General features: G+C 33.1%; 13 protein-coding genes. 1 reads left to right on the top strand and 12 read right to left on the bottom strand.

Going from position 1 to position 16,510, the window contains the following annotated elements; translation table 11 throughout:
* Nucleotides 1-8 precede the first annotated feature (8 nt).
* The 12 genes from BMX64_RS05990 to BMX64_RS06045 all read right to left on the bottom strand — a co-directional run bounded on the left by BMX64_RS05990 (nucleotide 9) and on the right by BMX64_RS06045 (nucleotide 13,062).
* Nucleotides 9-1,733: a sodium:solute symporter family protein gene (locus BMX64_RS05990; protein WP_091168377.1), complete on the bottom strand. Its 1,725-nt coding sequence runs from the start codon at nucleotides 1,731-1,733 to the stop codon at nucleotides 9-11.
* A 122-nt stretch (nucleotides 1,734-1,855) separates the two neighbouring features.
* Nucleotides 1,856-4,387, bottom strand: coding sequence for a PIG-L family deacetylase (locus tag BMX64_RS05995; protein WP_091168382.1), 2,532 nt, complete (start codon nucleotides 4,385-4,387; stop codon nucleotides 1,856-1,858).
* A 137-nt stretch (nucleotides 4,388-4,524) separates the two neighbouring features.
* Nucleotides 4,525-5,067 carry a hypothetical protein gene (locus tag BMX64_RS06000; RefSeq protein ID WP_091168386.1) on the bottom strand — a complete coding sequence of 181 codons (543 nt, stop codon included), beginning with the start codon at nucleotides 5,065-5,067 and terminating at the stop codon, nucleotides 4,525-4,527.
* 179 nt (nucleotides 5,068-5,246) lie between these two features.
* The gene (locus BMX64_RS06005; RefSeq protein ID WP_091168389.1) at nucleotides 5,247-5,723 is read right to left on the bottom strand and encodes a hypothetical protein; all 477 of its coding nucleotides are present in this window, start codon (nucleotides 5,721-5,723) and stop codon (nucleotides 5,247-5,249) included.
* Nucleotides 5,724-5,896: 173 nt separating this feature from the next.
* Nucleotides 5,897-6,214, bottom strand: a complete 318-nt coding sequence (locus BMX64_RS06010) for a hypothetical protein (protein WP_091168392.1) — start codon at nucleotides 6,212-6,214, stop codon at nucleotides 5,897-5,899.
* Nucleotides 6,215-6,395: 181 nt separating this feature from the next.
* Nucleotides 6,396-8,216 (bottom strand): BamA/TamA family outer membrane protein, encoded by a 1,821-nt coding sequence (locus tag BMX64_RS06015; protein ID WP_091168395.1) that lies wholly within the window; start codon nucleotides 8,214-8,216, stop codon nucleotides 6,396-6,398.
* A 114-nt stretch (nucleotides 8,217-8,330) separates the two neighbouring features.
* The gene (locus tag BMX64_RS06020; RefSeq protein ID WP_091168397.1) at nucleotides 8,331-9,530 is read right to left on the bottom strand and encodes an AI-2E family transporter; all 1,200 of its coding nucleotides are present in this window, start codon (nucleotides 9,528-9,530) and stop codon (nucleotides 8,331-8,333) included.
* Between the two features lie 175 nt (nucleotides 9,531-9,705).
* A complete protein-coding gene (locus tag BMX64_RS06025) occupies nucleotides 9,706-10,236 on the bottom strand; it encodes a mechanosensitive ion channel domain-containing protein (RefSeq protein WP_091169041.1) in 531 nt (176 codons plus the stop codon).
* A 13-nt stretch (nucleotides 10,237-10,249) separates the two neighbouring features.
* On the bottom strand, nucleotides 10,250-10,834 hold the full coding sequence (locus BMX64_RS06030; protein ID WP_091168401.1) for a Maf-like protein: 585 nt from the start codon (nucleotides 10,832-10,834) through the stop codon (nucleotides 10,250-10,252).
* On the bottom strand, nucleotides 10,827-11,696 hold the full coding sequence (locus tag BMX64_RS06035) for a geranylgeranylglycerol-phosphate geranylgeranyltransferase (protein WP_244273238.1): 870 nt from the start codon (nucleotides 11,694-11,696) through the stop codon (nucleotides 10,827-10,829). The genes BMX64_RS06030 and BMX64_RS06035 overlap by 8 nt, the downstream gene beginning before the upstream one ends.
* Nucleotides 11,697-11,777: 81 nt before the next feature.
* Nucleotides 11,778-12,305, bottom strand: a complete 528-nt coding sequence (locus BMX64_RS06040) for a KdsC family phosphatase (RefSeq protein WP_091168409.1) — start codon at nucleotides 12,303-12,305, stop codon at nucleotides 11,778-11,780.
* Nucleotides 12,289-13,062 (bottom strand): Rossmann-like and DUF2520 domain-containing protein, encoded by a 774-nt coding sequence (locus BMX64_RS06045; protein WP_091168412.1) that lies wholly within the window; start codon nucleotides 13,060-13,062, stop codon nucleotides 12,289-12,291. The genes BMX64_RS06040 and BMX64_RS06045 overlap by 17 nt, the downstream gene beginning before the upstream one ends.
* Nucleotides 13,063-13,261: 199 nt before the next feature.
* Between BMX64_RS06045 and ccsA the strand changes: the two genes are divergently transcribed.
* Nucleotides 13,262-16,468, top strand: a complete 3,207-nt coding sequence (gene ccsA, locus BMX64_RS06050) for a cytochrome c biogenesis protein CcsA (RefSeq protein ID WP_091169044.1) — start codon at nucleotides 13,262-13,264, stop codon at nucleotides 16,466-16,468.
* Nucleotides 16,469-16,510: the final 42 nt, after the last annotated feature.

The raw sequence follows: 16,510 nt of genomic DNA on the forward strand, positions 1-16,510 counted from the left end.
AATTTTAATTACTCCATGATTGCTTTCTGTTTCCTGAAAATGGTCCATTGCAATAACAATGAAATCACAATCGTTAACATCGCTCCAATGAAATTGAGCCATAAATACCCCAGTTTTTCTTCACCGCTCGGGAAAATATAAATGGCGTAATAGTAAATGATAAAAATAGTAATCTGACTTACTACGGCGCTGTAAAAAATAGCTTTGGACTGCACCTTGTGTATATAAAAACCAACCAGGAAAATTCCCAATACAGTTCCGTAAAATATGGATCCAATGATATTTACCAATTGGATTAAATTCTCGAACAACGTCCCGATACAGGCAAAAAGAATAGCGATAATTCCCCACAGCAATGTGAAAAATTTTGTAGCATATAGATAATGTTTTTCTGATTTTTCTTCTTTCAGATTGCGTTTGTAAATATCAATTGCGGTAGTTGATGCCAATGCATTCAATCCGGAAGCAGTCGATGACATAGCAGCTGAAATGATAACGGCTAGCAATAAACCGATAAGTCCTTTGGGTAAATAATTAAGGATAAAGTGAAAAAACACATAATCTTTGTCATTAGTTTCACTGTTGCTGTCGGCTTTGAGGATTATTTCTTTGGCTCGATCTCTCAAATCTTTTTCTTTATTGGACAAAGCTACCAATTCTTTTCGAAGGATTGGATTGTCATAATCTTGATTGAGCTGATCGATATACAATAGATTAATTACTTTTTTATCTTCGGATAGATCGTCTAATTTTTGCTCCAAAGCATTGTATTCGCCTTTATAAGCCGATTTTTCAATCATGGCTTTGTTGTTTGGATTAAAATTTAATGGAACAGGATTGAATTGGAAAAAAACAAAAACCATAACTCCGGTAAGTAAAATGAAGAACTGCATTGGTACTTTTAGCAGCCCATTCATAATCAATCCCATTTGGCTTTCCCTAACGGATCTTCCTGATAAATAACGCCCTACCTGAGATTGGTCAGTTCCAAAATAAGCCAATGCAAGGAAAAAACCTCCTGTGATTCCGCTCCAAAATGTATATTTTTCTTCTGGGTCAAAAGAGAAATTGACAATATTCATTTTGTCATTTGCTCCAGCTATGTGAAGCGCACTGGTAAATGTCATGTCATTAGGTAGATAATGTAATATCAGAAAAAAGGTAATCAGCATTCCCGACATAATCACAAACATTTGCTGTTTTTGAGTTACATTCACTGCTTTGGTTCCACCGGAAAAGGTATAAATGATAACCAATACACCAATAATGATATTCATGTAAGTAAGATTCCAACCCAATATTGCCGACAAAATAATCGCTGGCGCATAAATGGTCAGTCCAGTTCCAAGACCTCTTTGAAACAAGAAAAGAATAGCTGCAAGGGAACGAGTTTTTAAATCAAATCTTTTTTCGAGGTATTCATAAGCCGTGTATACTTTGTATTTGTGGTATAAAGGGATAAAGGTGACACATATTACTACCATGGCAATTGGCAATCCAAAGTAGAATTGTACAAATCCCATTCCGTCATGATAGGCTTGTCCTGGAGTGGAAAGAAATGTAATTGCACTGGCTTGCGTCGCCATAACAGAAAGCCCAACAATGTGCCAAGGCGTTTCATTACTACCCAGAATAAAGTCTTCAACATTTTTACTTCCTTTGGTTTTCCATGCACCGTAAATTACGATGAACAGTAATGTAACTATAAGTATAACCCAATCAAATAATTGCATAATTTAAGAGTATAATTTCATGATGAGACAAAAGATCAGGATGTATATAGCATTGGCTACAAGCACCCAAGTATAGTTCTTCTTCCAGGTTTTTATTTTTTTTGTTTCCATTTTAGATTGGGTTAGGGCTTGATTTTTTGAACAGGAATTTTTTCGGATGATTTCAATGAGATAATATTTGAAATTAATTTATACGCACCGGTAACGCCTTCAGGTAATTCTCTAAAAAAGCTTAAACCCGTATAAATGTAGTGTCCTTTTCCGTAAGGAGCAATCAGCAATGCACCATTTTTTGGTGTTTCTCCTTTATCATTAGAAGATAGAATAGCAGTGAAGGCTTTGTCGTACTCACTTGGGTAATACAATCCTTGTTCTTGTTTCCAACCTTGAAAATCTTTAGCTGTAATTTTGTTTGGGAAATTCAAAACGGGATGGTTTGGTGCTAAAAATCGAACTTCAGCATCTTCTTCGGTTACACGGTCGCGGGACAGTTTTAATGGATAAGGAGCTATGTTTTCGGTTATAAGATCACCCGCAGTATTATACTGTACGAGCATTGTTTTTCCTCCTTTTACAAAATCAAAAAGAATGTTTTGCTTATTTGCTAATGCTGCAACGGTATTATAAGCACGAACACCTGTCATGACTACATCAAAATTTTCTAATTTCTCGGGTGTTATTTCTTCAGGTTTCAGCAGTGTAACCGTGTAACCCAATTGAGTCAGGCTGCTAGGAACTTCATCTCCTGCTCCCATAATGTATGCGATTTTTTCACCATTTGTTTTTAAATCCGTTTTGATGCATTTGGCTTCAGCTGATTTTAAAACTTGTTGTTTCGTGATGTGGTCATAATTAATGATGATTTGTTCTTTGTCAAATCGTTTATTGTCAATTATCGCCACACTTTTGGCAACCGCTTCATCCGATTTGTTAGGCGCAGTTACTTCAAAATAAACAATTTGTTCCGTTCCCTTTTTTGGGATGTTAAAAGGAATTGATTTTGGAGAAACACTCCAGTTTTTAGGCAGTTCCAGTTGCAGATTTCCTTTAACGGCATCTTTACCCGCTTTGATTTTTACGCCTACATATTTTATTTTGGTATCTTTAAAAAGCAATACTTTGTCTACAATTGAAGTCGTAACATCAGGAACTATGTCGAGATAATTATACACTTCACCTTTTACATCGTCATTGTATTTATAAACTACTGTTCGCTCAAATGGGATTTCGATTCCGTTGATTTGAACGTTAAAGACTACTTTAGCTTCCCGAATAATATCCGGAATTCCTATGTTTTGCTGCTCATTTACGGCATACATCCCAACGGTTCCATTTTCTCTTAACCAATACGGTTGTGTGTAGTTAATTGATTCGGGTAACTTTAAATCTAAATTGATGTTATTCAGAATATTGTTTTTTAAATCCCTATTTTGAGGTGTCGTAATTTGATTTGGTAAACTGGTCACGCTCATTAATTGTAATGGCGCTGAGCTTCTGTTGATGGCTTCAAGTTTCAGTTTAATAGTGCTTCCGGGAGTCGTTTCCTGATTTTGGGCAACGGCTTCAAGATACAACCCGGAACAGGTTGCTATAATTTCTTTTATGGCTGCGGATTTCAGTGGTGCCCAGTGATTTTCGTCCAAAGCTTCCATCATTGCGTAGGCTTTCGCCAAATTTGGAATACTTGCCGAAGGATTATTATGGTCGAATTCAGCTGCAATAGTTGTCAATAACTCTCCAATAGCTTTTCCTCCTTTTACTCGGTTCCAAGAGGTGTCAATTCCTTCAAAAAGTGATTTTTTTTCTTTTAAAACATCTCCATTTATAAACTCTAAATATTCCGTTTCTTCGCCACGCGCACCAGTGCTACCAAAACCTTGCGATTGATGACGACTGCGACTTAATGCTGCTATTTCTTGATTTGATTTTCCTAATCCGGCATAATAAACACCAGTTTCTAGTGCAATTAGATTTTTTTTGTCAGCGGCATTAAATTTTTCGACAGTTCCATAAAACCACCAAGAAGTATTGAAAAACTGGCGTTTGGTTTGCCAAGGTTTTACAAATTGCAATTGTTCCGGAAAAATAGTTGGATTGTTAGCCAATTGAAAACTTTCGACACTCAACATTGCCGATGAAGTGTGATGACCGTGTGTAGTTCCTGGAGAGCGATGGTCAAATCGGTTGACAATTACATCAGGTTGAAATTTTCGGATGGCCCAAATAACGTCTGCCAATACTTTCTCTTTATCCCAAATTTCTAAGGTTTCTGTTGGATTTTTGGAAAACCCAAAATCATTGGCACGGGAAAAAAATTGTTCTCCACCATCAATTTTTCGAGCTTCAATAAGTTCTTGTGTTCGTATCACTCCTAATAATTCGCGTAACTGTGTTCCTATTAAGTTTTGGCCACCATCTCCACGTGTCAACGATAAATAGCCTGTTCTGGCTTTTTGATCATTGGACAAATAAGAAATTAATCGGGTGTTTTCATCATCTGGATGTGCGGCAATATACAATACAGAACCTAGAAAATTAAGCTTTTGAATTTGATTGTAAATTTCAACAGAATTTGGTTTTTGTGGTTGTTGCGCATTTGTTATTTGGCAACATAAAAGAAACATTAAAATAGCGGATACGTATTTTTTTTGCATTTTTTTTAATTTAATTTGCAATAGCTTCAAAAGTAGGAATTAAATAATTTCTTCTGAAATATTTTGGGTTTTCTTTAATAAAAAAGAGAGAGAACACCAATTTTGGTATCCTCTCTCTTTTTTAAACAAATGTGTGATTAATCTCTATCATGTCCATTTCCACGCCCATTTCCTCTTCCGTTTCCATGTCCGTTTCCATTATTTCGGTTATCATGTTTTTTATATTCTCTGTGGTTATCATTATCATATCTTCTATGATTGTCATTTCCTCTTTGCTTTACATATACTCTACGGTTGTTGTTATAGCCAATATTTCTTTGTTCTCTTCCATGATATCCTCTATAATATTTTACTTTATGGTTGTTAAAGTTGTTGTAAGGTCTTGAACCATGATAATCGTTTAATACTACTTTGTATCCACCATATAAATCATAGTTTCTATATTGATTTGGTAAATGTCTGGAACGTATCCATCTTCCTCCACCAAAATAAATAAACTGTGTGGCTCTTACATCATAATAAGCTTCAACATCCGGTAAATAATAATATTCAGCTTCTGCATATCCTGAAGGTCCCCAAGATGGGGCAGTACCTATGTTTAAATTTACTGAGACTTGTGCATGTATTGTACTTGATGCAAAAAGTATAATTCCTACCGCAATTAATTTTAATGTTCTCATTTTTTCAAATATTTAATTAGTAATAATTTTTTTATATTAGCTCGTTAACACGATACTTTTTGAGTAATTTCAACAACTGTGCCAAAACAAAAAAATTAACATTTAATTAATAATTAATGCGCTAAAAAAAAAAGAGCCTCATTGCTGAGACTCTCTTTATAAATTATGTGAAATCAGTATTAATGTTTTCCATTTCCATGACCATTATTTCCTTTTCCACCCTTATTTCCATTGTTACCGTTACTTTTGTAAACTTTGTTAGCATTACTGCGGTTAGAACCTATTGATTTTTGAGGTTTACCTTTGTATCCTTTGTAATATTTTGCTTTGTGTGTTTTAAAGTTACTGTATGGTCTTGAACCATGGTAATCGTTCAAGACTACTTTGTAACCATTGTATAAGTTATAGTTTCTATATTGATTAGGCAGGTTTCTTGAACGAATCCATTTTCCTCCACCAAAATAAATAAACTGCGTAGCTCTGATATCATAATAAGCTTGAATATCCGGTAAATAATAATAATCTACAGATGAGTAACCAGCCGGACCCCAAGCTGGAGGACTTCCTATATTTACATTTACTGAAACTTGTGCTTGCATTGTATTTGCAGATGCAAAAAGTATAATTCCTGCGATGATTAATTTTAATGTTTTCATTTTTAAAAATTTTAATTAGTAATTTTCAATTATTATTTTATCTCGTTTTGTGGTAAAGCCAACAATTGTGCCAATATCAAAAAATTAACATTTAATTGTGTTATTTTACTTCATAAAAAAAGGAAACGATTATTTTTCGTTTCCTTCTTTTATTTTCATTCTTGTTGATTCAGTTACAATAAAAGAATCAATAAAAGGATAACTATAATAATTGCACCAACAGATAAATAAATACCATTTCCAGTTGATTTTAATTCAGCTTTAATCGCACGTACTTCTTTACGTAGTTCTTTTTTTTCTGAAGAATTCAAAGAAGATTTATCCATTGCTTTTATTTCGTCAAGACGATTAAGCAATACTTTAACTTCTGCAGGAACTTCTTTTGGGTTGTTTGAAACCGAAGTTGGGTTTTTTTCAGCAGCTAACATTTGAGTTGGAACAACACTTAATGACAATACCATCATCATTAAATAAAAGGTAACTTTTTTCATTTCTTTTGGGTTTTAGTTATTAATTTTAACACAATAAAAGTAAACATTAATTCGTAATAATATCTTATATAATTATAGTATTTAATTGTATAATTTACATTAATTAAAACAAGAATGTGTGTTTAACTATTTAAAATATAGTTTTTTAAAATAAAAATAGGATTATAAAATTGACCATTTGTTATTTGAAAATTACGGTGCGAGGTTTTGCCAATTCAAAATCCTGAAATCCAAAATCAGTAGTCTCAAAAGAGTTTGTTTTGAAAATATTTTGTCCATTACCGGGTATAGATGGATAATAAGAAAGGGAAAGTTGAAAAGAACTAAAAATCAAAAAATCATTGTTTATAATAAATCCAACACCAATTTTTGAATATGCTTTATTTTCTAGCAATCCCTTTTTAGCATTTCCAAGCATGGCAATTGAATAGTTAAAATAGGGGTTTAATCTAAATCCCCAAAGATTCCATGGGGCGTATGCCTGAGTTTGTAATGTTAAAATTGCTTTTTTAGTTCCATACTGCGCAGTATTAAATCCTTGAAGTCCATAATTATCATTAATACTAAGCTGATCGGCAATTATATCTTCCCGCTTTGAGCCAAGAATTAATTGTGGTTTAACAAACTGTCGTAACTTCCATTTACCGATACTAAATAAATTTGTGAAATAATTTGCCTGAAAGGAAAAAGCCGTTTGTTTGGTATTTGATTTTTCAATAAAAGTTCCTAATTCAAAATTAGCACTTAAAAATCCCCATTTATAAAAATTACCAAATGCTGCTCGTGTACCTATATAATAACGATTGAGTTTGTTTTTATATTGGTATCCCGCAGTGATCCCAAATATTTTTCCAATAGGCACATCCTCAATAATACCATTGTTGAAAATATAACTGTCTTGAACGAATTTTCGAGACGTGATACCAATTCCTAACAGTGAAAATTTTTCATTTGAATAATAATCATTAGGATCATAATTGATTATTGGACTTTCGAGGTATTTTACATTCAAAAAACGACCTGCTACTACTAAATTTGTAGTTCTGTCACTTTCAGTATTTCCTTTTAAAATATTGAAAGCATGTCCAAGCCATAAGTCTTGTGAATTGTATTTGAAATTCTGATAGGCAAATATCGAGTTTGAATCCGGAAGAGTATCTTTTCTAAATTGTTGATCAAAATAAACACCCCCAGCCCATTTTGTAAATGCAGAGTAAAAAGGACGGTCGAAATTGATACTTTTACTGTAATAGTCTTCTAAATCAATACTATAGCTGACAGTAGTTTTGATAAAAGTATTTTTGATATTAGGAATACTATACGCTAAACTGTAGGCACTTTTTCCATCGCTGAATCTATTTCTGAATTTATTATTAAATTCATGACCAGAGCCCAAAATATTACGGTCATTCAGTTCGAAATTAGTTCTTGAACTTGAAATAGAGCCCTTTGGAATAATACTCCACGAATCTAAAACCCGAATAAATACATCTACGGAATCAGTGTTTTTATTGATCAATTGCGGAGTAATATCAACCCGACTGATGTAGCGTTGCGTTCTTATTAAACGTTCAGATTCTTTTACTAACAAGGAATCTAGAGGTTTGTTTTTCTTAATCAGTAATAAATTCCTAATAGCAAGCCTGTTCGTTTTAATATGGACTCTGTTTCCGGTTCGTTCAGCCCAATTTTTAGGTTTTCTTGTGGTATCAATTTCCGAATAACCAAAAGGATCTAAAGTGATGATATTTATGTTTCTAATAATCTTGCCTTCAAATTTTGCGTATCTTTTTGGGATTACTTTTGTTTTTTTTGTTTTTACATTAACGGGTCTAAAAACTAATTTATGGACTAATTTAGTGAATTTATTTTTTTTGGAATAGGTTTGAATTTGTTTATAAACTTCTGAAGAATCCTTTTTTGTTTTTTTTATCTGTGAAAAGGAAACCTGCCAGCAGCAGCATATCAAAAGAAAGAGAATCAATTTTTGTTTTTTAAACATGATAAAAAATAATTTTAAAACAGTATTAACGAAACAAAAAGAGGAATCTTTTTAATTGCTAGTTTTGATAAACAAAGTCACACTTTAGATAATGAATTCTATGATTTTTATAATCTAATCATCCGTTTTATTGCTGTCATTTTCAGTTGTGGTTTCAGTAAAAATCGGAACTACAATATCAGTTTTAATGATGGTTTTCTTTGGTGTTGATTCTGAATCAAAGAGTGGTAATTTAATATTTCGCCAAGTATAGGTTTTTGGTAAATGGTCTCCCATCAGGTATCCCCAAGGTTCTAGAGATTCAATTCTGTCAAAAATGACTTTTAAAACGGCAAGTATCGGAAGTGCTAAAAACATTCCTGAAACTCCGGCAATTGCTCCTCCGATAATGATTCCAACAATCGATATGAATGCGTTTATCTCTACTTTAGAACTTACAATCAGCGGAACAATGATATTATTATCAATGAGCTGAACCACAACAGTTATTACTATAACACCAACAATTATTGATAAATCAGGTGAACCTGTAAGTGAAGCAACAATACTTAAAACACCGGCAAATAGAATTCCTATGTAAGGAATCAGATTTAGAATTCCTGTTATTATTCCCAATAAAATGGCATATTTCACACCTATTAGCATAAATCCAAGGGTTGTCATTACTGAAATTAAAATCATTTCAATAATCAAACCTACAATGTAACTGTTGATGGCTACTCTAACATTTGTTAAAATGTTTTTTAACTGTTCATGGTTTTCTTTTTTGAATAATTTAGATAAAAATAGTAAAAAATGCGTTCTGTACAAAAGAATTAAAAAAGTGTAAATCGGTATCAAAGTTAAGTTTACCAAAGTATCCGTAAATGACATTAGGGTAGTTCCAATGATTTCTTTTCCTTTTTCCATCGAATCTTCAGCTGCAGTATCGATATACTGTTTTTGTTCTCTGGAACTTAAATGAAAATTATCTCTAATAAAACCTTGAATATTACTAAGATGAATGTTAATATTTCTTTCAATTTTATCAAAATCATCAGCAAAATCACTGATCTGAAAGGATAGAAAAACAAAAAGACCAATAAAAATTAATACAAATAAAATCACTGCTATCATTACAGCCAGAACATGCGGAAAATAGAGTTTTGATTTCAAAAATTGAACAATGGGATACAATAATATCGCAAACAAAAACGACATCATTACAGGGATCAATATGTCTTGACCAATGTAAAAAATAAAGATAATAGCAATTAAACCCAACAAAGTCAGGGTTAATTTAGCGTAAAATGGAAATTTTAGGATATCATTCATATCTTTTTTGTTTGGTATTATAAACTAACTAATATTCAACTATTTTCAACTGACAAATATGTGGCAATATAAAAATTAAAGTATTACATATTTTTTATCAATAGTTACATAATTATCACTTTCGAATCGATAGATTTATTAACGAAAATAGCGTTAGCATTCATAAAGTTATGAATTAATCTACGAATTCTTTATTTTCAAAATGATTTTTTAGAATGGAGATTCCTTTTTGCAAAAGCAAATTGTTGGGGTAAATAATCTTTTCCCCTTCAATTGTTTTTAAGAAAACATGAAAGGCACCAATATCTTCAATTTCGGCTTCAATTGGGAAATCCTTATCATGGATTTTGATGACGTCCCCAATTTTAAACGGAAAAGAAAAAAACAAAATAATACCGGAAGTAATGTTACTCAAAATAGACCATTGAGCAAACATAGCTACACCTACAACGGTTGTGATAGAAGAAAGTGCAATAGTAATATCTTTAGTCTGAACGCCCCAAATCACTATTAAAGCAATAATAACCAAAATATTGATAAATAAATGAATGTATTTAATGACTAAATTAGTTCTGTGCTCCAGCGTTTGGTTTGATTTGGCGTAGCGCCTTACCAATTTGGTTGAGATTATCCGCAATAAAATCAGCAGAATCCCTAAGATTCCGGTAGCAATTAATTCCCTGGTGTATTCGTGTATTAATGACATTTCCATAAAACGACTAGGCTAAATTATTCAAATATTCATACACTTTATCCGTGGGCATTCCCATCACATTAGCATAAGAACCTTCAATTTTTGAAACGCCAATAAAACCAATCCATTCCTGTATTCCGTAAGAACCTGCCTTGTCATAAGGCTTGTAGTTTTCTAAATAATAACGAATCGATTCCTCACTTAATTCATTAAATGTGACTTTTGTTATTTCGTATAAAATCTCAACTTTTTTATTGGTTTTAAAGCAAACGGAAGTAATGACTTCATGAGTAGCATTCGATAATGATTTAAGGATTTCAAAAGCATCTTGTTCGTCTTTTGGTTTACCCAAAGCGGTATTGTTGTGCCAAACAATGGTGTCGCTGGTAATCAAAATTTCATTTGGGTTTAATTCTCCTTCGAAAGCGCTGGCTTTCAGTTCAGCCAAATAATTAGTGATTTCGTGCGCTTTTAATTCTGGAGGATAGATTTCTTCAATTTCTTTCAACCGAATTTCAAAATCCAAGTCTAAATCTTTAAAAAATTGCTGGCGTCTCGGTGAACCCGAAGCCAGAATTAAAGTGTATTTTTTTAATTTATTTCTAAGCATTATATTTCATATTTAAACTGATAACAACAACGGAAAGGATTCCAAAAAGCAAAATCCATTTTAAAAGTATACTCAAAAAATGGAATTCTTTTTTGGTTGTAGCCGTCCACATTTTTATAATGAAAAAAATCAGCGGACCTACAACAAAAAGCAATAGATATAGTGTAACGAATAGTAATTCAAACAAGTATTTATTGATGTAAAATAAAATAAAAAAAAGTGGAATAAAACTCAGTCCAAAAACTATTTTTCCAGTTCTGGATTTTCCTATTGCAATAGGTAAGGTGTTCATTCCTTGGTTGTAATCGCCATCGGTATCCTCAATGTCTTTAACGATTTCCCGCAACAGATTAATCATAAAAGCAAAAATAGCATAATCTAATAAGATCGAAAAAAACAATCCCATTTGTTGTTGATTGTCTATTCCTGTGGCAGGATATAAATCAAAAATCCCAATTATAATTATACTAAACGAAAGTAACAATGCTACAATAATATTGCCAATGAGCATCATTTGTTTCAGGCTTGTGGCATATAAATAAAGTGTAGCTGCAATCAGAATAAATATAGATGCAAAACCTGGTTTGGCTATAACATTTGATAAATAGAAACCAATTGCCACGCCCGTTACAGTAAGTCCAATGTATAAATTATAAGCTTGTGTTTCTGAAATGCTTTTGCCTATAACAACGGTTTTGGGTTTGTTGATAGCATCCGTGTTTTGATCAAAAATATTATTAATGATATATCCACCACCAGCAATCAAAACTGTTGATAAAACCAAAAATAAATATTGCCAATCTGCTAATGCCAGCGGAATATTTTGAATTTTAAAAAATCCGTACCTAAAAATAAGCTGCATAAAAGTAAGCATTAGAAGGTTTTGGTATCGGATGAGTTTTAGGAATGGAACCACAGATGTCATTTAAAATTTATAATACTACTAATCGTGTTTCCCGTCAAAATGCGCCATCCATTTTCCTTGTGCTTTCATCACTTGTTCAATGACGTCTCTAGCAGCACCTTTTCCTCCATTTTTGTGCGAAATATACTTGCAAATTGCTTTGATTTCAGGGCTTGCATCTTGAGGACAAGTTGGTAATCCTACTAATTTCATGACATGATAATCAGGAATATCATCGCCCATGTATAAAACGTGTTCCGGTTTTATTTGGTAAACATCTGTATATTCATCAAAGGTTTCCACTTTATCTGGTGTGCCCAAATAAATATCAGTAATACCAAGATTTCGCAGTCTAACCCGAACACCTTCATTGCTTCCGCCTGAAATAATACATACATTATAACCGCTTTCAACCGCGGCTTTCATAGCATAACCATCGCGAATGTTCATCGTACGCAGAATCTCTCCTTCATTGGTTACAAAAACAGAGCTGTCGGTTAATACGCCATCGACATCAAAAATAAAAGTAGTGATATCGTTCATTATTTCTTTATAACTTTTTGCCATTCTCTAGTATTGATTGTGTTAGTGTTTTATAAATATTTAAATGATTCGCCTGTGATAAAAAAGCTTCATGCGCTTCAATAGTTGCTGTGTCATTTCGTTTTGCAGGACCAGTTTGCGCTTCTTCTGGAGAAAGCACCATTATTTTATTGGCGGTTTCAGCTATTAAAGGTTTCAAAATTTCGAAAGGAACCTGATGTTCCTGGCAAATTTCCTGACCTATTTGGTACAAATGATTTGTGAAATTATTGACAAATACGGCTGCCACATGCAAGGCTTTTCGTTGTTCTGAATTGATTGCGAAAACTTTTTCAGAAATTGATTTGGCTACTTTATCCAATAATTGATAATCAGTTGCATTTTCACTTTCCAAGCAAATTGGAATGATTTTAAAATCAACGGCTTTATTTTTAGTAAAAGTTTGCAAAGGGTAAAAAACTCCTTTTCGATTATCTTCATCCAAAGCATGCAGTGGAACACTTCCTGAAGTATGCACGACCAACCGGTTTTTAAACGGAAGTTGTGAAGAAATTACTCCAATTGCATCATCAGAAACCGCAATGATATACAAGTCAGCTTCCGCCAAAGTATCTAAATCATTTGTAATCTGTTCTAAATCGACCAGATGGGAAACATTTGCTGTTTGTCTGGAATAGACCTGAATTAACTGGATTTCCGACCCCAGAATTTGAGCATTTTGAAAAGCGGCAATCAGATGTTGCGCTACGTTACCGGAACCAATAATTACTACTTTGACCATGGGACAAAATTAGCAAAAAAATATTAAGAGTTTTATTCGAAATTTTTACTCATTTAAAATTGAATTTAGTCTTAAAAAGAGCCTTTGCAGGCTTTGATATTCATTCTTAATTTTGGATTTAATTAACAAATGTCCGAATATAAAAGTCAACATTTTTGAGTACTTTTGTGGCACTTTTACAAAACAAACTCCCATAAAAATGGATAAAAAAATATTCTCTTTTTTGTTTTCTACACGATTAATGGCCTTTTTATTTATTTCTTATGCCATTGCCATGGCCACCGGAACTTTTATCGAAAGTAAATACAACACCGATACCGCAAAAATTTTAATTTATAATGCCTGGTGGTTTGAAGCCATTCACGTATTTTTCTTAATCAATTTCATTGGAAATATTAAACGTTACCAACTCTTAAAGAAAGAAAAATGGGCTACTTTACTGCTCCATTTGTCTTTTATCTTTATTATTGCGGGTGCTTTTGTAACACGTTATATTAGTTATGAAGGAATGATGCCCATCAGAGAAGGCGCTTCGGAAAATCAAATTTTTTCAGATAAAACGTTTTTGACTGTTTTTGCAGATGGTGAATATAAAGGTGAAATGAAACGCAGGGTTTTTGAAAAACAAGTATTGCTTTCTCCCGCTACTAATAATAATTTCAGTATCTCCGAAAAGTTTGCTGATACGCCATTTGAAGTTGAATATGAAAATTTCATTATGGGAGCCAAAGAATATATTAAACCTGACCCAAAGGGAATTTTATATTTAAAAATTGTAGAAGCAGGAGATGGTGGTCGTCACGAACATTTTTTGCAAGAAGGCGAAGTGCAAAATATTCATAATGTTTTATTTTCTTTAAATAAATATACGGACGGTGCCATAAATATCAATACTACAGGAAGTGCCTATACCATTCAAACGCCTTTTGAAGGAAACTTTATGCGAATGGCGGATAAATTAGAAGGAAAAGTAACTAAGGATGCTGCACAACCTTTGATGATGCGTTCGTTATACAGCATAGGTGAAATGCGATTTGTATTTCCCGATTCAGCGGTAAAAGGAATTGTTGATTACGAATCGGAAAATGATTTCAAAGCTAAAAATCAAGATGATGCCTTAGTAGTTAAAATTACTGCCGAAGGTCAAGAGAAAACAGTTACCGTTTTAGGATCCAAAGGTAAAATGGGAGAATCCAAAACTGTGAAAATTGGAAAAATCGATTATACTTTTTTCTACGGAAGTAAAGTCTATATTTTGCCTTTTAAGATAAAACTGAATGATTTTATTGCTCAGAAATATCCAGGAACCGAGAAAAGTTATTCTTCCTTTGAGAGTAAGGTGACTGTTGAGGACAAAGAACCATTTGATGCCAGAATTTATATGAATAATGTTTTAGATTATGATGGATATCGCTTTTTTCAATCAGGATTTGATCCAGACGAAAAAGGGACTATTTTATCTGTAAATCATGATTTTTGGGGAACCACGCTGACTTACATTGGTTACTTTATGTTGTATTTTGCAATGATGGCAATTATGTTTACCAAATATTCTCGTTTTGCAGATATCAAGCGCAAACTGGAAGTGGTTAAAACTAAAAAAGCTAAATTGTTGACTATTTTTGTGTTGTTTCTTAGTTTCAGCAGTTTCGCACAAGAGCAAGAACATGACCACGCAGATCATGAAGGACATGCACATACGGAAGCCCAAGCAGCACCTGCAACACATGAGAATCATACCAAAAAAGTACTAAGTCAAGATGAACTGAATGCTTTGATCACTAAGTATAAAGTGCCTGAAGAACATGCGGCAAAATTTGGTAGACTTGTAATTCAAGACGGTGGCGGAAGAATGAAACCGATTAATACGTTTTCTTCGGAATTGTTGCGTAAAGTAAGTCATGATGATTCGTATAACGGAATGAATTCTGATCAGGTATTTTTGTCCATGACACAATACGCAAGTTATTGGATTGAAATTCCAATTATTTACATCAAAAGTGGGAATGACAGTATTCGTAAAATTATAGGAATTGATAAAGCGGCAGAATTTGCTCCTTTCGTATCCTTTTTTGATGCAAAAGGGAATTACAAGCTTTCTAAATATTTAGAACAAGCATTCAAATCAGCAAACCCAAACCAGTTCGAAAAAGATTTTATCGAAACAGATAAAAAAGTAAATCTGATGGAATCCGCTTTGAGCGGACGAATATTAAAGATTTTCCCTATTCCGGATGATAAAAATAACAAATGGGTTTCATATTTAGAACTTAACGAAGCGGGATTCAAAGGAATGGAAGCGACGTATACTAAAAATGTATTGCCTTTGTATTTTGGTTCTTTGGCGAACGCTTCAACTTCTAATGATTACAAAACAGCCGACGAATTACTGGAAAGCATCAATGGTTTCCAAAAACGTTTTGGTAGCAAAGTAAGACCAAGCGAAGAAAAAATTACTTCGGAAGTGTTGTATAATAAATATGATGTTTTCAAGAAATTACCGTATTGGTATATTTTTGCGTCGATTTTGATGTTGTTTTTCACGATTTTACAAATCTTTAAGGAAAGAAAAGCATTGAATCATTTAGTTAATTTCATGCACATTGTCGTGATTGCATTGTTTGCATTACACACTTTTGGATTAATTGCAAGATGGTATATTTCCGGTCACGCGCCATGGAGTAATGCGTATGAATCGATTATTTATGTGGCTTGGGCTACGATGTTTTTTGGTTTGGCTTTCGACAGAAAATCGAAACTTACGGTGGCTTCATCAGCGTTTGTAACAGCAATGATTTTGGCAGCAGCCTACATGAACTGGATTGACCCGGAAATTGCAAATCTGCAACCAGTTCTGAATTCCTATTGGTTAATGATTCACGTGGCGGTTATTGTGGCAAGTTATGGACCGTTTGCATTAGGAATGATTTTAGGAGCAGTTTCATTGTTGCTGATTTTATTTACCAATGAAAAAAACAAAGCCAAAATGGATTTGAATATTCAGGAAATCACTTATATCAACGAATTAGCACTAACGATAGGTTTAATAATGTTAACTATTGGAAACTTCCTTGGCGGACAATGGGCCAATGAAAGTTGGGGGCGTTACTGGGGATGGGATCCAAAAGAAACTTGGGCATTGATCAGTATTATGGTGTATGCTTTTGTAATTCATGCCCGATTTGTTCCTTCTTTACGAGGGAAATGGATTTTCAATTTGATGAGCATGTTTGCTTTTATATCTATTTTGTTTACATATTATGGAGTGAATTTTCACTTGGTAGGATTGCATTCTTACGCAAGTGGTGAAGCACATTCTTTAAGTTGGATTTGGTATTCTCTTGGAGGAATTACGTTGTTTGGTGCAATTTCCTATCCAAAATATAAGAAGTATTATAAAAAATAAGATTTTTTTGATTCTTAAAGCTGTTCTTCTGAGCAGCTTTTT

It is taken from the genome of Flavobacterium sinopsychrotolerans, from assembly GCF_900110375.1.
In the GTDB taxonomy this organism is placed as follows: Bacteria; Bacteroidota; Bacteroidia; order Flavobacteriales; family Flavobacteriaceae; genus Flavobacterium; species Flavobacterium sinopsychrotolerans.

Excerpts from the sequence above, each read along its gene's own strand:
- BMX64_RS06010 (WP_091168392.1), bottom strand. The coding sequence starts at position 6,214 with ATGAAAAAAGTTACCTTTTATTTAATGATGATGGTATTGTCATTAAGT.
- BMX64_RS06020 (WP_091168397.1), bottom strand. The coding sequence starts at position 9,530 with ATGAATGATATCCTAAAATTTCCATTTTACGCTAAATTAACCCTGACT.
- BMX64_RS05990 (WP_091168377.1), bottom strand. The coding sequence starts at position 1,733 with ATGCAATTATTTGATTGGGTTATACTTATAGTTACATTACTGTTCATC.
- BMX64_RS06025 (WP_091169041.1), bottom strand. The coding sequence starts at position 10,236 with ATGTCATTAATACACGAATACACCAGGGAATTAATTGCTACCGGAATC.
- BMX64_RS06015 (WP_091168395.1), bottom strand. The coding sequence starts at position 8,216 with ATGTTTAAAAAACAAAAATTGATTCTCTTTCTTTTGATATGCTGCTGC.
- BMX64_RS06035 (WP_244273238.1), bottom strand. The coding sequence starts at position 11,696 with ATGCAGCTTATTTTTAGGTACGGATTTTTTAAAATTCAAAATATTCCG.
- BMX64_RS06030 (WP_091168401.1), bottom strand. The coding sequence starts at position 10,834 with ATGCTTAGAAATAAATTAAAAAAATACACTTTAATTCTGGCTTCGGGT.
- BMX64_RS06040 (WP_091168409.1), bottom strand. The coding sequence starts at position 12,305 with ATGGCAAAAAGTTATAAAGAAATAATGAACGATATCACTACTTTTATT.
- BMX64_RS06000 (WP_091168386.1), bottom strand. The coding sequence starts at position 5,067 with ATGAGAACATTAAAATTAATTGCGGTAGGAATTATACTTTTTGCATCA.
- BMX64_RS06005 (WP_091168389.1), bottom strand. The coding sequence starts at position 5,723 with ATGAAAACATTAAAATTAATCATCGCAGGAATTATACTTTTTGCATCT.
- BMX64_RS06045 (WP_091168412.1), bottom strand. The coding sequence starts at position 13,062 with ATGGTCAAAGTAGTAATTATTGGTTCCGGTAACGTAGCGCAACATCTG.
- ccsA (WP_091169044.1), top strand. The coding sequence starts at position 13,262 with ATGGATAAAAAAATATTCTCTTTTTTGTTTTCTACACGATTAATGGCC.
- BMX64_RS05995 (WP_091168382.1), bottom strand. The coding sequence starts at position 4,387 with ATGCAAAAAAAATACGTATCCGCTATTTTAATGTTTCTTTTATGTTGC.